Origin of the sequence: Kitasatospora sp. NPDC086009, from assembly GCF_044540385.1 — a bacterium.
Taxonomy (GTDB): domain Bacteria; phylum Actinomycetota; class Actinomycetes; order Streptomycetales; family Streptomycetaceae; genus Kitasatospora.
The window spans coordinates 294,130-311,521 of sequence record NZ_JBITSA010000006.1; the positions used below are offsets into that span (position 1 = coordinate 294,130).

At 72.2% G+C, this 17,392-nt stretch carries 12 protein-coding genes; 3 read left to right on the top strand and 9 right to left on the bottom strand.

All coding sequences use genetic code 11. The features are described from left to right. Nucleotides 1-33 precede the first annotated feature (33 nt). Nucleotides 34-960 (bottom strand): ABC transporter substrate-binding protein, encoded by a 927-nt coding sequence (locus tag ACIF6L_RS17860; RefSeq protein WP_359803199.1) that lies wholly within the window; start codon nt 958-960, stop codon nt 34-36. Nucleotides 961-1,473: 513 nt separating this feature from the next. Next, a complete protein-coding gene (locus tag ACIF6L_RS17865) occupies nt 1,474-2,400 on the bottom strand; it encodes an ABC transporter substrate-binding protein (RefSeq protein ID WP_329489566.1) in 927 nt (308 codons plus the stop codon). A 600-nt stretch (nt 2,401-3,000) separates the two neighbouring features. On the opposite strand from ACIF6L_RS17865, the gene ACIF6L_RS17870 reads away from it, so the two are divergent. Both ACIF6L_RS17870 and ACIF6L_RS17875 read left to right on the top strand, forming a co-directional pair. Then, nucleotides 3,001-4,197, top strand: coding sequence for an NADP-dependent malic enzyme (locus tag ACIF6L_RS17870; protein WP_329489567.1), 1,197 nt, complete (start codon nt 3,001-3,003; stop codon nt 4,195-4,197). Between the two features lie 130 nt (nt 4,198-4,327). Then, nucleotides 4,328-5,290: a zinc-binding dehydrogenase gene (locus tag ACIF6L_RS17875; protein ID WP_396488408.1), complete on the top strand. Its 963-nt coding sequence runs from the start codon at nt 4,328-4,330 to the stop codon at nt 5,288-5,290. A 58-nt stretch (nt 5,291-5,348) separates the two neighbouring features. Here the strand turns inward: ACIF6L_RS17875 and ACIF6L_RS17880 are convergent, their stop codons facing one another. From ACIF6L_RS17880 to ACIF6L_RS17910, 7 genes are all read right to left on the bottom strand, one after another. Then, the gene (locus tag ACIF6L_RS17880; protein ID WP_396488410.1) at nt 5,349-6,386 is read right to left on the bottom strand and encodes a PadR family transcriptional regulator; all 1,038 of its coding nucleotides are present in this window, start codon (nt 6,384-6,386) and stop codon (nt 5,349-5,351) included. A 1-nt stretch (nt 6,387) separates the two neighbouring features. Further along, entirely contained in the window at nt 6,388-7,302 is a 915-nt protein-coding gene (locus ACIF6L_RS17885) for a DUF4097 family beta strand repeat-containing protein (RefSeq protein WP_329489570.1), read from the bottom strand. Between the two features lie 207 nt (nt 7,303-7,509). Next, complete coding sequence (locus ACIF6L_RS17890; protein ID WP_063347844.1) at nt 7,510-7,689, bottom strand: DUF6104 family protein; 180 nt, start codon at nt 7,687-7,689, stop codon at nt 7,510-7,512. 60 nt (nt 7,690-7,749) lie between these two features. Beyond that, nucleotides 7,750-9,741 (bottom strand): protein kinase, encoded by a 1,992-nt coding sequence (locus tag ACIF6L_RS17895; protein ID WP_396488412.1) that lies wholly within the window; start codon nt 9,739-9,741, stop codon nt 7,750-7,752. A gap of 256 nt (nt 9,742-9,997) precedes the next feature. Next, the gene (locus ACIF6L_RS17900) at nt 9,998-13,750 is read right to left on the bottom strand and encodes a multifunctional oxoglutarate decarboxylase/oxoglutarate dehydrogenase thiamine pyrophosphate-binding subunit/dihydrolipoyllysine-residue succinyltransferase subunit (protein ID WP_329489572.1); all 3,753 of its coding nucleotides are present in this window, start codon (nt 13,748-13,750) and stop codon (nt 9,998-10,000) included. Between the two features lie 336 nt (nt 13,751-14,086). Beyond that, entirely contained in the window at nt 14,087-15,214 is a 1,128-nt protein-coding gene (locus ACIF6L_RS17905) for a sensor histidine kinase (RefSeq protein WP_396488414.1), read from the bottom strand. Nucleotides 15,215-15,292: 78 nt separating this feature from the next. Then, entirely contained in the window at nt 15,293-16,030 is a 738-nt protein-coding gene (locus ACIF6L_RS17910; RefSeq protein ID WP_209411241.1) for a response regulator transcription factor, read from the bottom strand. 574 nt (nt 16,031-16,604) lie between these two features. Here ACIF6L_RS17910 and ACIF6L_RS17915 point away from each other — a divergent pair. Next, nucleotides 16,605-17,363, top strand: coding sequence for a rhomboid-like protein (locus ACIF6L_RS17915; protein WP_396488416.1), 759 nt, complete (start codon nt 16,605-16,607; stop codon nt 17,361-17,363). Nucleotides 17,364-17,392: the final 29 nt, after the last annotated feature.

Below are 17,392 nucleotides of genomic sequence, written 5' to 3' on the forward strand. Positions count from 1 at the left end.
GTGGCCTCGGGGGAGAGAGAGTCAGGCGGAGGGTCAGCTGACGGCGCCGTTGACGGTCGACTTGTCGATCGCACCGGCCTCGACGCCCCACTTGGAGAGGATCTGCTTGTAGGTGCCGTCGTCGATCAGCGACTGCACGGCGCTCTGGACGGCGGGGGTGAGGGCCGAGCCCTTGGCCAGCGCGATGCCGTAGGGGGCGGCGTCGTAGGTGGCGCCGACCTTCTCCAGCTGCCCGCCGGACTGCTTGACCGCGTAGTCGACGACCGGGGAGTCGGCCATCATGAGCTGGTCGCGGCCGGAGACCACGGCGTTGGTGACGTCGGTCTGGAGGTCGAACTTGTCACCGTCGTTGACGATGCCCGGCTTGCCGGCCTGGGCGCAGGCGGGGTTGCGGGTGTCGGTGATCTCCTGCGCCTGCGTGGTGCCGGTCTGGACGGCGACCTTCTTGCCGCACAGGTCGGCGGGGTCGATCTTGTCCGGGTTGCCCTTCTTCACCGCGACGGCGCTGCCCGCGTTGAAGTAGGTGACCATGTCGACGGTCTGCTCGCGCTCCTTGTTGTCCGTCAGGGACGACATGCCGATCTGGAACTTGTTCGACTGGATACCGGGGATGATCGCGGTGAAACCGGAGTCCTGGACGTCGACCTTGAGACCGAGCCTGGCGGCGACCGCGGTGATCAGGTCGACGTCCATGCCCTCGATCTTGCCGTTGTCGGCCTTGAACTCGTTGGGCGCGTACGAGGCGTCCGAGCCGACCGTGAGCTTCCCGGCGGACTTGATGTCGGCGGGGACGAGGGCGACCAGCTTGTCGTCGGCCTTCACCTCGTTGACGGTCGCGCCGGCGTTGGGGGCGCCGGTGCTCTCGTCCTTGCTGCTGCTACAGGCGGTGAGGGCCAGGGAGACGGACGCGAGTACCGCGCCGGCGGCGAGGAGACGGGTGCGCGGGGTACGGGCGGTCATGGGGGATCTCCTCCTGAGGGAGAGGTCGGGCGGAGCGCGCCGCGGGGAGCGGCACACCGGGGCAGCAGGCCGTACGGCGCTGTACGGGGTGTATGTCGCTGTACGTCGTCGAACGGGCAGAGCCGGTCGTGCTGGGCCTGAGCAGGCTTCGCGCAGGGTGGTGCGTGGTACTGCTTCCGCCACCCTCCGCCGAGGTGGACGTTGATCGAACCGCCTCGACCAGTGGCCGGCTCGATCGGAGATGGGGGGAATCCTGCCATCTGATGACGGTCGGATGGCCCTCATTCAGATCAAAATCGGATAACGGGGGGTCACACTGTCCGCTATTCGGACCAATACCGTGTCCCTGTCACCCTGCGTATAAGTATGCAGATCTCCCCGCGCTCTGCCCGGAGGCCCGCCCGTGTACCCGCCGGACGGGTCCCCCGGCCGCCACGCCCGGTGATGACGCCCGGTGACGGCGTCCGCGACGGTGCCCGGTGACGGCGCCCGGGGCCTGCCCCGCGCGGCCGCTCAGATGCCGCCGTTGACCACCGCGTTCTGGGCCGCCCCCGCGGCGACGTTCCACTTGGCGAGGATCTTGTCGTACTCGCCGCTGCGGATCAGCTGGTCCACCGCCTTGGTCAGCACGTCGCGCAGGTCGGTGTCCCCCTTGCGCACCGCGATCCCGTACGGGTTCGACCGGGACTGCGCGCCGGTCACCTCGAAGCGGTTGCCGCCGTCGGTGGTCTTCGCCGCGTAGGCGGCCACCGGGAAGTCGTCCAGGCCGGCGGCCGCCGTGCCCGCGGCGACCTCGGCCAGCGCCTTGGCGTCGCTGTCGAACTTGTGGACGGTCAGCGGCTTGCCGCTCCGGCCGCAGGCCAGCACCTGACGGGCGACGATCTCGTCCTGGGTGGTGTTCTGCTGCACCGCGACGACCCGGCCGCACAGGTCGTCCAGGGTGCGGACGCCCTTGGGGTTGCCCTTCTGGACGATGATCGAGGTACCGGCGATGAAGTAGTCCACGAAGTCCACGCCCGGGTCGACCTGCTTGCCCGCGTCGTCGACGCCGTCACGGCGCTGGCGGATGTCGCTCAGGCCGGACATCGCCACGTCGACCTGCTTGGCGTGCAGGTTCGGTATCAGCTTCTCGAACGGGGTGTCGACGACCTCGATCCGCAGGCCGAGGATCTTGCCGACGGCGTTGGCGATGTCGGGGTCGATGCCGTCCGGCTTGCCGTCCGCACCCCGGAAGTCCACCGGCGCGTAGTTGAGGTCCGAGGCGATCCGGAGCACGCCCGCGGTGCGCTGGGCCTGGGGGATGCGGCCCCGGAGCTCCTGGACCGGGTCCTTCGCGGCGGCCTGCTCGTCGCCGCCGCAACCGGTCAGCAGCAGGGCGCCGGCGGTGGCCAGGCAGAGGGCCGCGGCGGCCGGTCGGCGGGGGTGGGCGCGGTGGTGCATGAGGGTGCTCCTGTGGGAGGGAGGTGGTGTCGCCACGCCGTCGCGGAGATGTACGCGAGACGGCGGAAGAAGGGATCCTCCCATCCCGACCTGCCGGTCCCGGCGGCGGGTGTGTCAGAATCCAGTACCGGGTGACCCCCGATGCTCGAACCGGACCACCGAGTCGCGACAGGCTCGGGGTGCGCAGGAACGGAAGTCCACGACGACGCCGACTCCGTATCCGAGGCACCGCCTCCCCGTCGTGTCCTGGTTCACTCCTGCGAGTGCGCGTGCTCGTCCGCTGTTGCCGCCACCGGGGCCCGGTGTTCCAGACACCAGGCACCCCGTCTTTTGGCCGCGATGCGGAGGAAGCACGCGCGACGAGGACGAAAAGGCATAGGTGCGATGCCGTCGTCCGACCTACGCTCGGCCCGGGAAGAAGCAGCAGCACAGCGCAGGCTCAACAGTTACACAACCCTCATTCCGAGGGCGCGGCCCCGACGGCGGCGCCCCGATCCAGCCCTCCCCGGGTCCGCCTCGGCGTACCCGGTTTCAAGTTTCCGGCCGGGTCGTCCGCCCGTCGGCCACGCGTCCTCGCTGATCAATGACGAAGAGGTCATCGTGGCAGCGGAGATCATCCACAGCAGCACCCAGGACACCGTCGATCCGGTCGATGCCGTTTTCGCGCTCCACCGCGGCGGCAAGATGGAGGTCCGGGCGACCGTTCCGGTGCGCGACGCGGACGACCTGTCCCTCGCCTACACCCCCGGTGTCGCACGGGTCTGCACGGCCATCGCCGAGCAGCCGGAGCTGGTGAACGACTACACCTGGAAGGCCAACACGGTCGCCGTCGTCACCGACGGCACCGCGGTGCTGGGCCTCGGCGACATCGGCCCGGAGGCCTCGCTGCCCGTCATGGAGGGCAAGGCCATCCTGTTCAAGCAGTTCGGCGGCGTGGACGCGGTGCCGATCGCGCTCGCCTGCACCGGCGTGGACGAGATCGTCGAGACCGTCGTCCGGCTGGCGCCCTCCTTCGGCGGCGTCAACCTGGAGGACATCTCCGCGCCCCGTTGCTTCGAGATCGAGCGCCGCCTCCAGGAGGCGCTGGACATCCCGATCTTCCACGACGACCAGCACGGCACCGCGATCGTCACCACCGCGGCGCTCTGGAACGCGGCCCGGGTGACCGGCCGGGAGATCGGCACCCTGCGGGCCGTCATCTCCGGCGCCGGCGCGGCCGGGATCGCGATCGCCAAGATGCTGGTCGCCGCCGGCATCGGCGACGTGGCGGTCTGCGACCGCCGGGGCGTCGTGTACGAGGGCCGCGGCGACCTGACCGACGTCAAGGCCGAGATCGCCGCGCAGACCAACCGGACCGGCGTCAAGGGCTCGCTGGCCGACGCGCTGGCCGGCGCCGACGTCTTCATCGGCGTCTCCGGCGGGACCGTGCCGGAGGAGGTCGTGGCCACCATGGCCGAGGGCGCCTTCATCTTCGCGATGGCCAACCCGAACCCGGAGATCCACCCGGAGGTCGCGCACAAGTACGCGGCGGTCGTCGCCACCGGTCGCAGCGACTTCCCGAACCAGATCAACAACGTGCTGGCCTTCCCCGGCATCTTCGCCGGCGCCCTCCAGGTCCGGGCGACCCGGATCACCGAGGGCATGAAGCTGGCCGCCGCCAAGGCGCTGGCCGGTGTGGTCGCCGACGAGCTGACGCCGCAGAAGGTGATCCCCTCGCCGTTCGACGAGCGGGTTGCCCCGGCCGTCACCAAGGCCGTCGCCGAGGCCGCCCGGGCCGAGGGCGTCGCCCGGCGCTGACGCCCGGGCCGGGAGCGCCCCCTGCGGCGGGGGCGCTCCCGGCCGGCTCCGCGCTCCCGGCCGAACCCGGGACGCGCGTCACAGTCACAGCCTGTTCCGGGCCCCGGCCGACGCCGCTATCGTCCGGACCATGTTTGCTGCCTATGCCGCACGAATCGACGCCGACGACCCGCTGAGCGGGCTGGAGCTGGGCGAACTCCCCGAACCGCAGGCGCGTCCCGGGTGGAGCGTGGTCACGGTCAGGGCCGCCAGCCTCAACCACCACGACCTCTGGTCGCTGCGCGGGGTCGGCCTGCCCGCCGGGAAGCTGCCGATGATCCTCGGCTGCGACGCCGCCGGTGTCGACGAGCACGGCAACGAAGTGGTCGTCCACTCGGTGATCGGCCAGAGCGGCCACGGCGTGGGCCCGGACGAGCGGCGCTCCATCCTCACCGAGCACTACCAGGGCACCTTCGCCCAGCGGGTGGCGGTGCCGACCTGGAACCTGCTGCCCAAGCCGGCCGGGCTCAGCTTCGAGCAGGCCGCCTGCCTGCCCACCGCCTGGCTGACGGCCTACCGGATGCTGTTCACCAACGCCGGGGTGAAGCCCGGCGACACCGTGCTGGTGCAGGGCGCCGGCGGCGGTGTGGCGACCGCCCTGATCGTCCTCGGCAAGGCCGCCGGACTGCGGGTCTGGGTCACCGGCCGGGACGAGGCCAAGCGGGCCCGGGCCGTGGAGCTCGGCGCCGACGCCGCCTTCGAGAGCGGCGCCCGGCTGCCCGAGCGGGTGGACGCGGTGATGGAGACGGTCGGCGCCGCGACCTGGGCGCACTCGGTGAAGTCGCTGCGCCCGGGCGGCACCGTGGTCATCTCCGGGGCCACCTCCGGCCCCAACCCGAGGACCGCCGAGCTGAACCGGATCTTCTTCCTGGAGCTCAGGGTGGTCGGCTCGACCATGGGCACCAAGGAGGAGCTGGCCGGGCTGCTCTCGCTCTGCGCCACCACCGGCGTCCGGCCGCAGATCGACTCGGTGCTGCCGCTCGCCGAGGCCCGGGAGGGCTTCGCCCGGCTCGCCGGGGGCGACGTCTTCGGGAAGATCGTGCTCACCCCCTGAACGCCGGCGGGCCGGCGCTCCCGGGGGAGCGCCGGCCCGCACGGACCCGTCGGCCCGGTCAGCCCAGCAGGCGGCGCAGCCGCTCGCCGGCCGTGCCCAGCACCGAGCGGGCCTCGGCCAGCCGCTCGGGCGTCACCCCGCCGTCCCGGGCCGCGTCGCGGACCTGGTCCCGGAAGCGGTCGAGCAGCCGCTCCAGCTCGCGGGCCGGATCACCGGCCGGGTCGGTCGCGGTCCAGGCCGGAAGGTCGGCCGGGGCGGTGCCGGCCGGCTCGTCCTTGTCGAGGTCGATCCGGGTGACCCTGACCTTCTCGGCGGGTGCGTCGGCGTCCTGCGCCGGGTGGCCCCAGCGGGCGGCGTCGGCCAGCCCGGCCAGACCCTTGGTGAGTTCGGAGAGCCCCTCGGCCAGTCCGGTCGGCCAGTCGCCGCGGGCCGCGTGGTCGCGGACCTGCTGCTCGACCCGGCGCTTGATCCGCAGCGCCTCCTGCTGGGCGGCCGTCCGCGCCGCCCGGGACTGCTCGCGGAGCCTGCGGGCCTCCTCCTCGGCGGCCTTCGCCTTGGCCTTGGCCGCCTTCTCCTGCTCCTTGGCGCGCTTGGCCTGCTCCTTGGCCTGCTTCTTGAACTGGGCGAACTCGTCCTTGGCGCGCTGCCAGGCGTCCTTGTCCCCCCAGGGGCCGGCCCACGGGTCCCCGCTCTCGGCGCCCTCCGGGCGGGGTGCCTGCTTCGCCGCCCCCCACAGCTCCTCGCGCAGGCTCCGGGCGCCGTCCCGGACGTCCTCGCGGATCGCCCCGGCGAGCTGGGCCACCGAGTCGCGGATCTCCAGCTCCAGCTCGTCCAGCTCGCCCTGGCGGGCCGCCAGCTCGCTCCGGCCGGCCTCGGTGAGCCGGTAGACCTTGCGGCCGCCCTCGGTGCTCTGCGTCACCAGGCCCTCCTGCTCCAGCTTGGCGAGCCGGGGGTAGACGGTGCCGGCCGAGGGCGCGTACAGGCCCTGGAAGCGCTCCTCCAGGAGGCGGATGACCTCGTAGCCGTGCCGCGGTGCCTCGTCGAGCAGCTTCAGCAGGTAGAGGCGAAGGCGGCCGTGGCCGAAGACGGGGGTCATCTCAGACCTCCTTGGTGAGGTCGGGGCCGGTGCCGAGGTCGGGGCCGGCCGGGAGTTCCTTGACGATCACGGGGCCGTCGTCCTCGGCCTCCGGCCGGCGGAGCACGGTGACGGCGCCGGAGACGGTGGTCACCACCAGGTTGCCCCGGCCGTCGCCGAGCTTGCCGGAGAGCCGCTTGGCGCCCCAGGAGCCGCCGACCTTGAGCTGCTCGAAGGTGCTGGTGACGTCCCCGCTGTTGGTACCCGCCTCGACCTTGGTGTCGACCAGTGAGGGCAGCCGGACGCCGACCGAGCCGCTCACCGTGGTGACCCGGATCTCCGACGGGGTGGCCACGTCGAGGTCGAGGGTGACGTCCCCGTTGACCGAGTGGACCTGCACGTTGTCCGAGGTGCCGGCGACCAGGGTGACCTGCCCGGAGGCGGTGTTGACCTTGAGGTCACCGGAGAGCGACTGGGCGTCGACGTCCCCGGAGACGGTGTGGGCCTCCGTCCGGCCGGTCAGGCCGACCAGGGTGGCGTCGCCGCTGGCGCTGTGCACCGAGACCGGCGCGGTGATGCCGGAGACGGTGGCGCCGGCCGAGACGGTGCCGGCCTTGACCTTGGCGCCGGCCGGTACGGCCAGCGAGACCACGGCCCGGCGGGTGCGCCGCAGCCCGCCGAAGAACGACTTGATGGACTGCACCGACTTGACCGACTCGCCGAACTCGCTCCAGCTGAGGTCCTTGTAGGTGACCGTCAGCACCCCCTCGGCGAGGGTGACCTGAAGGGGCTCCCCCTCCAGCTCGGTGACCTCCAGCCGGGCCGGGCCCTCGGTGGCCACCACGTTCACGGCGCCTCCGACGATCCGTACGTGGAGGGCGTCGACCTCCCCGTCGATGGTGATCCTGTCGGGGCCCTCGACCGTCCACTGGCTCATGTCTGCCGCCTCCCGTTACGACTCGCGATGTATCGCGTCCTCTTCCAAAGACGATATATCGCGTGACGGCGAAGTCAAGGGATCCGGCCCCGAGGGCGCCCCGGAGAGCGACCCGGAACGAACCCCGAGACGCCCCCTACGGGGCGCGGCACGCGAAGGGCCCGGGAGGCGGGTGCCTCCCGGGCCCTTCGGTCACGGTCTACCGCGTCACTCGTCGTCCTCGTCGTCGAGCCGGGCCAGCCAGGTGGCCAGCCGCTCGACCGGGATCTCGAAGTCCGGGTTGAGGTCGACGAACTCGCGCAGGCGCTCGGCCAGCCACTCGAAGGTGACCTCCTCGTCGCCGCGCCGGTTCTGCAGCTCCTCGATGCCGCGGTCGGTGAAGTACACGGGTTCGCTCCGGTCCGGTGGGGATTCGACCTGGTCAGGATAGTCCGGGCGGGCGCCCGGTCAGCTGGCCCGCCAGGTGCTCACGGTGAGCTTGACGGCGCCGGTGGTGCCGTCGGCGATCTCGACCACCGCGATGGCGATGTTGCGGGTGAGCCGGTCGCGGACGCAGAGCAGGCGTCCGGGCGAGACCCGGTTGAAGGACAGGTCGGTGTCGGGCCGCGAGTCGATCGCGATCGCGCACTGCTCCGGCGTCACGCTGGCCTCGGTGATCACCGCGAAGTCGGACTTGTCGTCCCCCGCCGTGGTGAAGGAGTTGGCCTTGCTGCTGCTGCCGGTGGCGTTCAGCCCCAGGCCCCACTTGAGGTCGTTGCCGCGCGGCACGACCGTCCCGCCGTCCAGGTCGATCCGGTAGGAGTCGTAGTACGCCTCGGTGCCGGGGATGGCCAGCGGCTTCTTGTCGAGCAGCGGCGTGTAGCCGACCGGCCGGGCGGGCGCGGTCACGCCGTTGCTGGTCGTGGCCGACGGCGCGGCCGTCACCTTCCCGGCGGACGACGGGGTCGGCGAGGGGCTGTGCGAGCCGGCCGCCCCGGCGTCCGCGGTCTGCGACGGCAGCGGCTGGGGCTGGTTGTCGGGGCTCTGCTGGGCGGTGCTCGCGCTGTCGTTCTTCTTGTTGTCGTCGCCGAGCTTCTTCACCAGCACCACGCCGCCCGCGGTGCCGCCGAGGGCCATCACCAGGGCGACCACCAGCAGGACCTTCCAGGAGACGCCCTTGCGCCGGGGCTCGGGCGCCGGGGTGTCCGTCACCACCGGGCCGGGCGGGGGGGTGTCGTAGGACGGCGGCTCCTGGCGCAGCTGAACGGTCGGCGGCGAGGGCAGCACCGGCGCGGTGGGGGCCTCGTAGCCGGGCTGCGGAGGGCCGTACGCGCCGAGCGGCGGCGGGGTGAAGCCCGGCGGCGGGGTGACCGGCTGCGGCCGGGGGGTGCCGAAGTCCGGCACGCCGAAGGAGGCCGCGGTGGCCGGGTGGGTCGGCGGCGCGAAGGGCTGCGGCGGGGTGGTCGGCGGGCCGCTCGGAGGCGCGGTGGGCGCGGCCGGCAGCGGGGTCGGCGGGGTCTTCGGCAGGTCCGAGCGCCGGGTGATCTCGGTGTTGACCTGCCGGGGCAGCCAGTCGTCGGCGAACCGCAGCTGCCCGCCGACCGACGGGTGGTTGCGGGCGATCTCGATGATCTCGGCGGGCTTCGGGCGGTCCTCGGGGGACTTCGCCAGGCAGCGCATGATCAGCTCGCGCAGGTCGGCCGGCACGGCGTCCAGGTCGGCCTGCTCGTGCACCACCCGGTAGAGCACGGCGGTGTCCGGGCCGTCGCCGAACGGCGCGGTGCCGCCGGCCACGTACGCGGCCAGCGCGCCGAGCGCGAAGACGTCGGTGGCCGGGGTGACCGGGCGGCCCTGGGCCTGCTCCGGCGACATGAAGGCGGGCGAACCGATCCGGTAGCCGGTGCCGGTCAGCGCGGTGGCGTCGGCGGCCCGGGCGATACCGAAGTCGATCACGCGCGGCCCGTCGCCGGCCACCAGCACGTTGGCCGGCTTGAGGTCGCGGTGCACCACCTCGACGCTGTGGATTGCCTGCAGCGCCTCGGCGATGCCGCCCATCAGCAGCAGCACGGTGCGCACCGGCAGGGCGCCGTTCTCGCGGACCACCTGCTGCAGCGACGGGCCCGGCACGTACGCGGTGACCAGCCAGGGGGCGTCCGAGTCCAGGCCGCCGGAGTCGATCACCTGGGCCGTGTAGAGGCCGTGGATCCGCTGGGCGTTGCTGACCTCCTGCGCGAAGCGGCGGCGGAACTCGCCGTCCTCGGCGAACTCCGGGCGGACCACCTTGAGCGCCACCGGACGGCCGCCCGGGGTGTACGACAGGTAGACCCGGCCCATGCCGCCGGCGCCGAGGCGGGCGAAGAGCCGGTAGCCGCCGACCTCGCGCGGGTCGTCCGGGTGCAGCGGCTGGAAGACCGGCGGGAGCGGCGAGGCCGTGGCGTCCCGTGGTGTGTCGGCGGTCATGTGGTGATCCCCCTGGGAGAGCGGTGAGGTCATCCGGTCGGTCACGGGCGCGGTGAGGGCGCCCGGGCATCGGTCCGGCGAGGCATAACCTACCGACCCGTCAGCTGTGCTCGCAGGTCGGTGGCCGTTTGGTTGCAGAGCTGGAACCTTGGCACGGCGCCGTCACACGGGCCGCGGGACACCGGAACGGCCCCGGCCCCCGCGCGGTGTGCGCGGGGGCCGGAGCCGTTCGAGCCCGACCGGAGCCGGGGCGGGCTCAGATGGTGAAGATCTCCTCCAGCAGCGCCTGCTGCTCGGCGGCGTGACGCTTGGCCGAGCCGACCGCGGGGGCCGAGGAGGCCGTGCGGGCGACGCGGCGCAGCCGCGGCGAACCGTTGGCACTGCGGCCGATGACGACCTGCAGGTGGTCGACCAGGTTCATCGCGATGAACGGCCAGGCACCCTGGTTGGCCGGCTCCTCCTGCGCCCAGACGAACTGGACGTCGTCGCCGTAGCGGGCCAGCTCCTCCTGGAGCTCGGCCACCGGCAGCGGGTAGAGCCGCTCGACCCGGACGATCGCGGTGTCGGTGACCCCGCGCTCGGTACGGGCCGCCTCGACGTCGTAGTAGAACTTGCCCGCCGTGATGACGACCTTGCGGACGTTCGCCGGGTCGACGGTGGTGTCACCGATGACCGGGCGGAACGAGCCGGACAGGAACTCCTCGGTGGCACTCGCCGCGGCCTTCAGACGCAGCATCGACTTCGGGGTGAAGACGACCAGCGGCTTGTGGTGCGGGTTGTGCGCCTGCCAGCGCAGCAGGTGGAAGTAGTTCGACGGCAGGGTCGGCATGGCGACCGTCATGTTGTTCTGCGCGCACAGCTGCAGGAAGCGCTCCGGGCGGGCGGACGAGTGGTCCGGGCCCTGGCCCTCGTAGCCGTGCGGCAGCAGCAGGGTGACGCCGGAGTGCTGGCCCCACTTCTGCTCGGCGGAGGCGATGTACTCGTCCACCACGGTCTGCGCGCCGTTGACGAAGTCGCCGAACTGCGCCTCCCACATGACCAGCGAGTTCGGCCGCGTCAGCGAGTACCCGTACTCGAAGCCCATCGCCGCGTACTCGGACAGCAGGCTGTCGTACACGGTGTAGCGGGCCTGGTCCTCGGTCAGGTACAGCAGCGGGGTGTAGTCCTCGCCGGAGACCCGGTCGATGAGCACCGCGTGGCGCTGGCCGAAGGTGCCGCGGCGGCTGTCCTGGCCGGCGAGGCGGACGGGGTGGCCCTCCATCAGCAGCGAGCCGATGGCGAGGGTCTCGCCCATCGCCCAGTCGATGGTGTTGTCCTCGACCGAGGCGGCCCGGCGCTGCAGCTGCGGCAGCAGGCGCGGGTGGACGGTCAGCCAGTCCGGCAGGTTGACCTGCGAGGCGGCGATCCGCTTCACCATCTCCTGGGAGATGCCGGTCTGGATGTTGACCGGGAAGTCCGCCTGCGGCTTGCCGTTGGAGGCCGGGGCCGGCGTCTGGGCGGCGTCGCGGACCTCGGCGAAGACCTTCTCCAGCTGGCCCTGGAAGTCCTGGAGCGCCTGCTCCGCCTCTTCCATGGTGATGTCGCCGCGACCGATCAGGCCCTCGGTGTACAGCTTGCGCACCGAGCGCTTCTTGTCGATCAGGTCGTACATCAGCGGCTGGGTGAACGACGGGTTGTCGGCCTCGTTGTGACCGCGGCGGCGGTAGCAGATGAGGTCGATCACGACGTCCTTGTGGAACGCCTGGCGGAACTCGAAGGCGAGCCGCGCGACGCGGACCACGGCCTCCGGGTCGTCGCCGTTCACGTGGAAGATCGGCGCCTCGATCATGCGGGCCACGTCGGTGCAGTACATCGACGAGCGGCTGCTCGCGGGCGCGGCGGTGAAGCCGACCTGGTTGTTGACCACGACGTGCACGGTGCCGCCGGTGCGGTAGCCGCGCAGCTGCGACATGTTCAGGGTCTCCGCGACGACGCCCTGGCCGGCGAAGGCCGCGTCGCCGTGGATCTGGATCGGCAGCACCGGGAAGGTGGTGCCGCCCTGGTCCAGGATGTCCTGCTTGGCGCGGGCGATGCCCTCGACGACCGGGTCCACGGCCTCCAGGTGGGAGGGGTTCGCGGCGAGCGAGACCTTGATGGTCTCGCCGTCCAGGCCGGTGAAGGTGCCCTCGGAGCCGAGGTGGTACTTCACGTCGCCGGAGCCGTGCATCGACTTCGGGTCGAGGTTGCCCTCGAACTCGCCGAAGATCTTGCCGTACGGCTTGCCGACGATGTTGGCCAGCACGTTGAGGCGGCCGCGGTGGGCCATGCCGATGACGGCCTCGTCCAGGCGGTGCTCGGCCGCCGAGTCGATGGTCGCGTCCAGCAGCGGGATGAGCGACTCGCCGCCCTCCAGCGAGAAGCGCTTCTGCCCGACGTACTTGGTCTGCAGGAAGGTCTCGAAGGCCTCGGCCGAGTTCAGCCGGCGCAGGATGCGCAGCTGCTCCTCGCGCTCCGGCTTGGTGTACGGCTTCTCCAGGCGCTCCTGCAGCCACTTGCGCTGCGTCGGGTCCTGGATGTGCATGTACTCGATGCCGACCGTGCGGCAGTACGTGTTGCGCAGCAGGCCGAGGATGTCGCGCAGCTTCATCATCCGCTGGCCGCCGAAGCCGCCGACCGCGAACTCGCGCTCCAGGTCCCACAGGGTGAGGCCGTGCGTGGTGACGTCCAGGTCGGGGTGCTTGCGCTGCTTGTACTCCAGCGGGTCGGTGTCGGCCATGAGGTGGCCGCGGACCCGGTAGGAGTGGATCAGCTCGATGACGCGGGCGGTCTTGTTGACCTCGTCGTCGTGCGTGGTGGCCACGTCGGTGGCCCAGCGGACCGGCTCGTACGGGATCCGCAGCGACTCGAAGATCTCGTCGTAGAAGCCGTTCTCGCCCAGCAGCAGCCGGTGGATCTCGCGCAGGAACTCGCCGGACGCCGCGCCCTGGATGACGCGGTGGTCGTAGGTCGAGGTCAGCGTCATGATCTTGGAGACGCCCAGCCGGGACAGCGTCTCCGGGGCGGAGCCCTGGAACTCGGCCGGGTACTCCATGGCGCCGACGCCGACGATGGTGCCCTGGTTCTGCATCAGGCGCGGCACGGAGTGCACGGTGCCGATGCCGCCGGGGTTGGTCAGCGAGACCGTGACGCCGGTGAAGTCGTCCATGGTCAGCTTGTTGGCGCGGGCCCGGCGGACGATGTCCTCGTAGGCCTGCCAGAAGCCGAAGAAGTCGAGGGTCTCGGCCTTCTTGATCGCCGCGACCACGAGCTGGCGGTCGCCGTTCGGCTTCACCAGGTCGATGGCCAGGCCCAGGTTCACGTGCTCGGGCTTGACCAGGTACGACTTGCCGTCCTTCACCTGGTAGCTGTGGTTCATGCCCGGCGAGGCCTTGATGGCCTGGACCAGGGCGTAACCGATCAGGTGCGTGAAGGAGACCTTGCCACCGCGGGCGCGCTGCAGGTGGTTGTTGATGACGATGCGGTTGTCGATCAACAGCTTGGCCGGCACGGCGCGCACGGAGGTCGCCGTCGGCACCTCCAGCGAGGCGTCCATGTTGGTCGCCACCGCCTTGGAGGGGCCGCGGAGCTGGACCAGCTCGGGGCCGGTCTCGGCGGGCGCGGCCGGCGCCGGAGCGGCGGCCTTCGGGGCCGGGGGCGCGGCAGGAGCTGCGGCGAGGGGCGCGGGCGCCGGGGCCGCGGCGGCGGGCGCTGGCGCGGCCGGTGCGGCGGGGGCGGGCGCGGCCGGAGCAGCAGCGGCGGGCGCGGGGGCGGCAACGGGGGTCGGCGTGGGGCCGACCTGGGTCGCGGCCTGGGTCACTGGGGTCACCTCGGTACCGGGCTTGTAGTCGGCGAAAAAGTCCCACCAGGCTCGGTCGACCGAGTTCGGGTCCTGGAGGTACTGCTGGTAGATCTCGTCGACGAGCCACTCATTGGGGCCGAAGCCCGTGGAGCTTGCCGAGCTGTTGGGGGTTTCTTGGGACTGTGGCGACACGGCGGCAACCGCCCTCTTCCGCTTCCTTTTGGGATGTTTGGACAGCGGGGATTAAGGCTACGCCCCTGACCAGTGATCGCGCAGTCCCCAGGGCTCAGGCGTCGCCCAGATCACAGTCCTGACCTGCAGGTTGGCTGAAAATGTGCGTTAGAAAGCCGCCTCGGATGGGAAGCGATCGCTTCCGATCAGCCGCTATATATGGATGAAACCGGACAAATCATAGTCCGGAGCCACCTGGATCGTCCGTCCACGTCTGTGTCGCTTCTGTGACATGCGGGCGACGTCCGATCGACGCGGGCGGGTGCCCGGGGCCGCCGAGCGGACCCCGGGCGGGCGCTAGCGCGGGCCGGGCAGCCGGACCTCGATCCGGCAGCCGGGGGAGGCCTCCGCCACCTCGATCCGCCCGCCGTGCAGGTCCACCGCCCAGCGGGCGATGGCCAGCCCCAGACCGGTGCCGCCGTCGGAGCCGGGACCCTGGGCGGTGGCGGTGCCGCTGCGGCTGAACCGCTCGAAGACCCGGGTGCGGTCGGCCGCCGGGATGCCCGGCCCCTCGTCCTCGACCTCCAGCAGCAGCGCGCCGGGCTCGCCGCCGGGCCGGGCCCGGACCGTCACGGTGCCGCCGGGCGGCGAGTGCTTGCAGGCGTTGTCGACCAGGTTGGCGACCACCTGGTGGAGCCGCTCGGTGTCCGCCACGCCGGTCAGGCCGGCCGGGCTGACCTCCAGGGCCAGCCGGACGTCCCCGCGCCGGGAGAAGGCCCCGCCGGCCGTCGCGCCGTCCACGGTGACCCCGCGCAGCACGCCGTCCAGGAACTCGCGCACCTCGAAGGGGCGCGCGTCCAGGTCCACCACGCCGTCGTCGATCTTGGACAGGTCGAGCAGGTGGGTGACCAGCCGGCCGAGCCGTTCGGTCTGCTCCAGGGCGGCGCCCAGGGTCGCGGGATTGGGTTGGACCACGCCGTCCACCACGTTCTCCAGCACGGCGCGCAGCGCGGCGATGGGCGTGCGCAGCTCGTGGGAGACGTTGGCGACCAGCTCCCGGCGGTGCCGGTCGGCGGCCTCCAGGTCGGCCGCCATGTGGTTGAAGGTGGCCGCCAGCTCGCCGATCTCGTCCCGGGAGCTCACCTCGACCCGGCGGCTGTAGTCGCCGGAGGCCATCGCGCGGGCGGCGGCGGTCATGTCGCGCAGCGGGGCGGTCAGCCCGTGCGCGAGGAACTGCATGAAGAGCAGCGAAGCGATCATGGAGAAGACCATGATGATCCGGATCTGCGTCTCGGAGCGGATCGCCACCACGACCATGCCGGTGGCGAGGAAGACCGAGACGATCACCAGGAGGGCGAGCTTGCCCTTGATCGAGCGGACCGGGTCGAGCGGCCGGATGTCGGCCCACACCCGGTGGGCGGCGCGGGCGGCCAGCGTGGGCCGGACGCCGTCGGCGTCGCCGTTGCGTTGCTGTGGAAAGGTCATTGGTCCCCTGTGATCCCCGCGGGTCCGCGCGGCGGTTCGGGACACGGGCCCCCCGGAGGCCCGGTGCCCGAGGCGCCGCTAGGAGAGCGGGGCCTCCAGCGCGTAGCCGACCCCGTGGACGGTGCGGATCCAGCTGGCGCCGATCTTCCGGCGCAGCGCCTTGACGTGGCTGTCCACGGTGCGGGTGCCGGACGCGTCCGTCCAGTCCCAGACCTCGGCCAGCAGTTGCTCGCGGGTGAGTACCGCCCGCGGCTGTGCGGCCAGGCAGGCGAGCAGGTCGAACTCGGTCGGCGTCAGGTGGACGTCGCCCGAGGCCAGCCGGACCCGGCGCTGCACGTGGTCGATCTCCAACTCGCCGAAGCGCAGCGAGCCGAGCGCCGGTGTGCGGGCCGCCTGCTGGGCACGCTCGACGCGGCGCAGCAGGACGTTGACCCGGGCCGCCAGCTCCCGCATGGAGAACGGCTTGGTCATGTAGTCGTCGGCGCCCACGCCGAGACCGACCAGGAGGTCCGTCTCGTCGTCACGCGCGGTCAGCATCAGGACCGGTACCGGGCGTTGGGCCTGGATCCGGCGGCACACCTCAAGGCCGTCGAAGCCGGGCAGCATGATGTCGAGCACGACCAGGTCGGGCTGCCAGGTGTGGAACCCGTCGACCGCGCCCGGGCCGTCGTGGGCCACGGCGACCTTGAAGCCCTCCGCGCCCAGCCGGGCCGCGATCGACTCGGCGATCGTGGGCTCGTCCTCCACCACCAGCACTCTGCGCTGGCTGCTCACCGTGCCGCCGCTGTTCTGGTTGTCCTGCTGAATTTCTGTCACGGTCACGCCACCGCCCCCAGGGCTGCGGGCCGGCCACCTGTGGGGATGGCGAGGCTCCGCTCGTAGTCTTGTTCCGTCGTGGACTGTGCCGGGTCCGCCGTCCCGTAGCGCGTGCGGAGTCGGAGGACAGGTGTGGACTGCCCACCGCTCCCGCACACTTCGCAGCGTACGGACACCCGGTGCTTCCCGGCAGGTGGACCGGATGTTTCCGGCCCGTGGGCCGGCCGTCCGGCCGCCCGTCGACCCACTCGGAAGTGGGCACGGGCCAGTACCTTACCCGCCGATTTTTCACTGCGTAACGGTACGTATGCACTCCAGTTGACGACAAGCCGCCGGTCAGAGCCGCTACTCGTGCGTAGACGGAGTGCAGGTCTGTACCAATCGTGGAGTCGCGCGCCACATGGTGTTCACGGGGTATTCCCAGCTGGCTCCCAGGACCCCGAAGTACCGTGGTCACGACAAGTCGCACAGGTGGGATTTCCGGCGCGCGCCGGTACGTTGAGCACCGGACGGGGGCCGGAGGCTGCGGGTCTGGAGCGGAGGCGGCATGGCGGAGCTGCGGAGGAGCGCTGTGGTGAGCGGGCCGCGTCCGGGGCCGCCGTACGGGATGCTCCGGTTCGGCCTGCGGACCGGCCCGGCCGCCTGGGTGCTCGCCCGGGTGCCGACGCCCCGGCGCAACCCCTTCGCGCTCGGCTACCTCGCCGTGGTCGTGGCCACCACCACCTTCGCCGGGCTGGCCGACCCGGGCCTCGTGCTCCGGCTGCAGGAGGCTTCCAGCTCGGACGGGCACAACCTGGTCCACCACCCGCTGCGCGCCCTGCTGTTCAGCGGCTTCTGGGTGGCCGGGACGATCTGGATGCCCTACCTCTGGGCCTTCGCCTTCACCGTCGCGCCGCTGGAGCGCCGGGTGGGCGCCGTCCGGGCCGCGGCGGTCTTCGGGATCGGGCACGTCACGGCGACGGTGCTCTCCCAGTCGGTGGTGATCACCGCCGTGGCGACCGGTCGGATGGAGCCCCGCGCGCTGGACTGCCTGGACATCGGGGTCAGCTACGGCGTGCTGGTCAGTCTCGGTGCGCTGGCCGGGCTGCTGCCGCCGCGCGGGCGGCTGCTCGCGCTCGGCGGCGCCGCCGTCCTGGTCGCCGAGCAGATCGCCGGCGACCGGGACCTGGTGACCGGGGTCGGCCACCCGGTGGCGCTGCTGACCGGGGTCGCGCTCTGGCGCTGGCTGCGGAACGGGCCCGGCCCCCGGTGGCGGCGCCCGGAGGCGGCGGCCGTCGGCGCCACGGGCCCGGCGCAGGCCCAGGGGGCGACCGCCCTGCTGGACCGCGCGTAACTCCCGGGTGCTCCCGGGGGGCGGTGCGC

Excerpts from the sequence above, each read along its gene's own strand:
- ACIF6L_RS17905 (WP_396488414.1), bottom strand. The coding sequence starts at position 15,214 with ATGACCTTTCCACAGCAACGCAACGGCGACGCCGACGGCGTCCGGCCC.
- ACIF6L_RS17875 (WP_396488408.1), top strand. The coding sequence starts at position 4,328 with ATGTTTGCTGCCTATGCCGCACGAATCGACGCCGACGACCCGCTGAGC.
- ACIF6L_RS17880 (WP_396488410.1), bottom strand. The coding sequence starts at position 6,386 with ATGACCCCCGTCTTCGGCCACGGCCGCCTTCGCCTCTACCTGCTGAAG.
- ACIF6L_RS17860 (WP_359803199.1), bottom strand. The coding sequence starts at position 960 with ATGACCGCCCGTACCCCGCGCACCCGTCTCCTCGCCGCCGGCGCGGTA.
- ACIF6L_RS17865 (WP_329489566.1), bottom strand. The coding sequence starts at position 2,400 with ATGCACCACCGCGCCCACCCCCGCCGACCGGCCGCCGCGGCCCTCTGC.
- ACIF6L_RS17885 (WP_329489570.1), bottom strand. The coding sequence starts at position 7,302 with ATGAGCCAGTGGACGGTCGAGGGCCCCGACAGGATCACCATCGACGGG.
- ACIF6L_RS17895 (WP_396488412.1), bottom strand. The coding sequence starts at position 9,741 with ATGACCGCCGACACACCACGGGACGCCACGGCCTCGCCGCTCCCGCCG.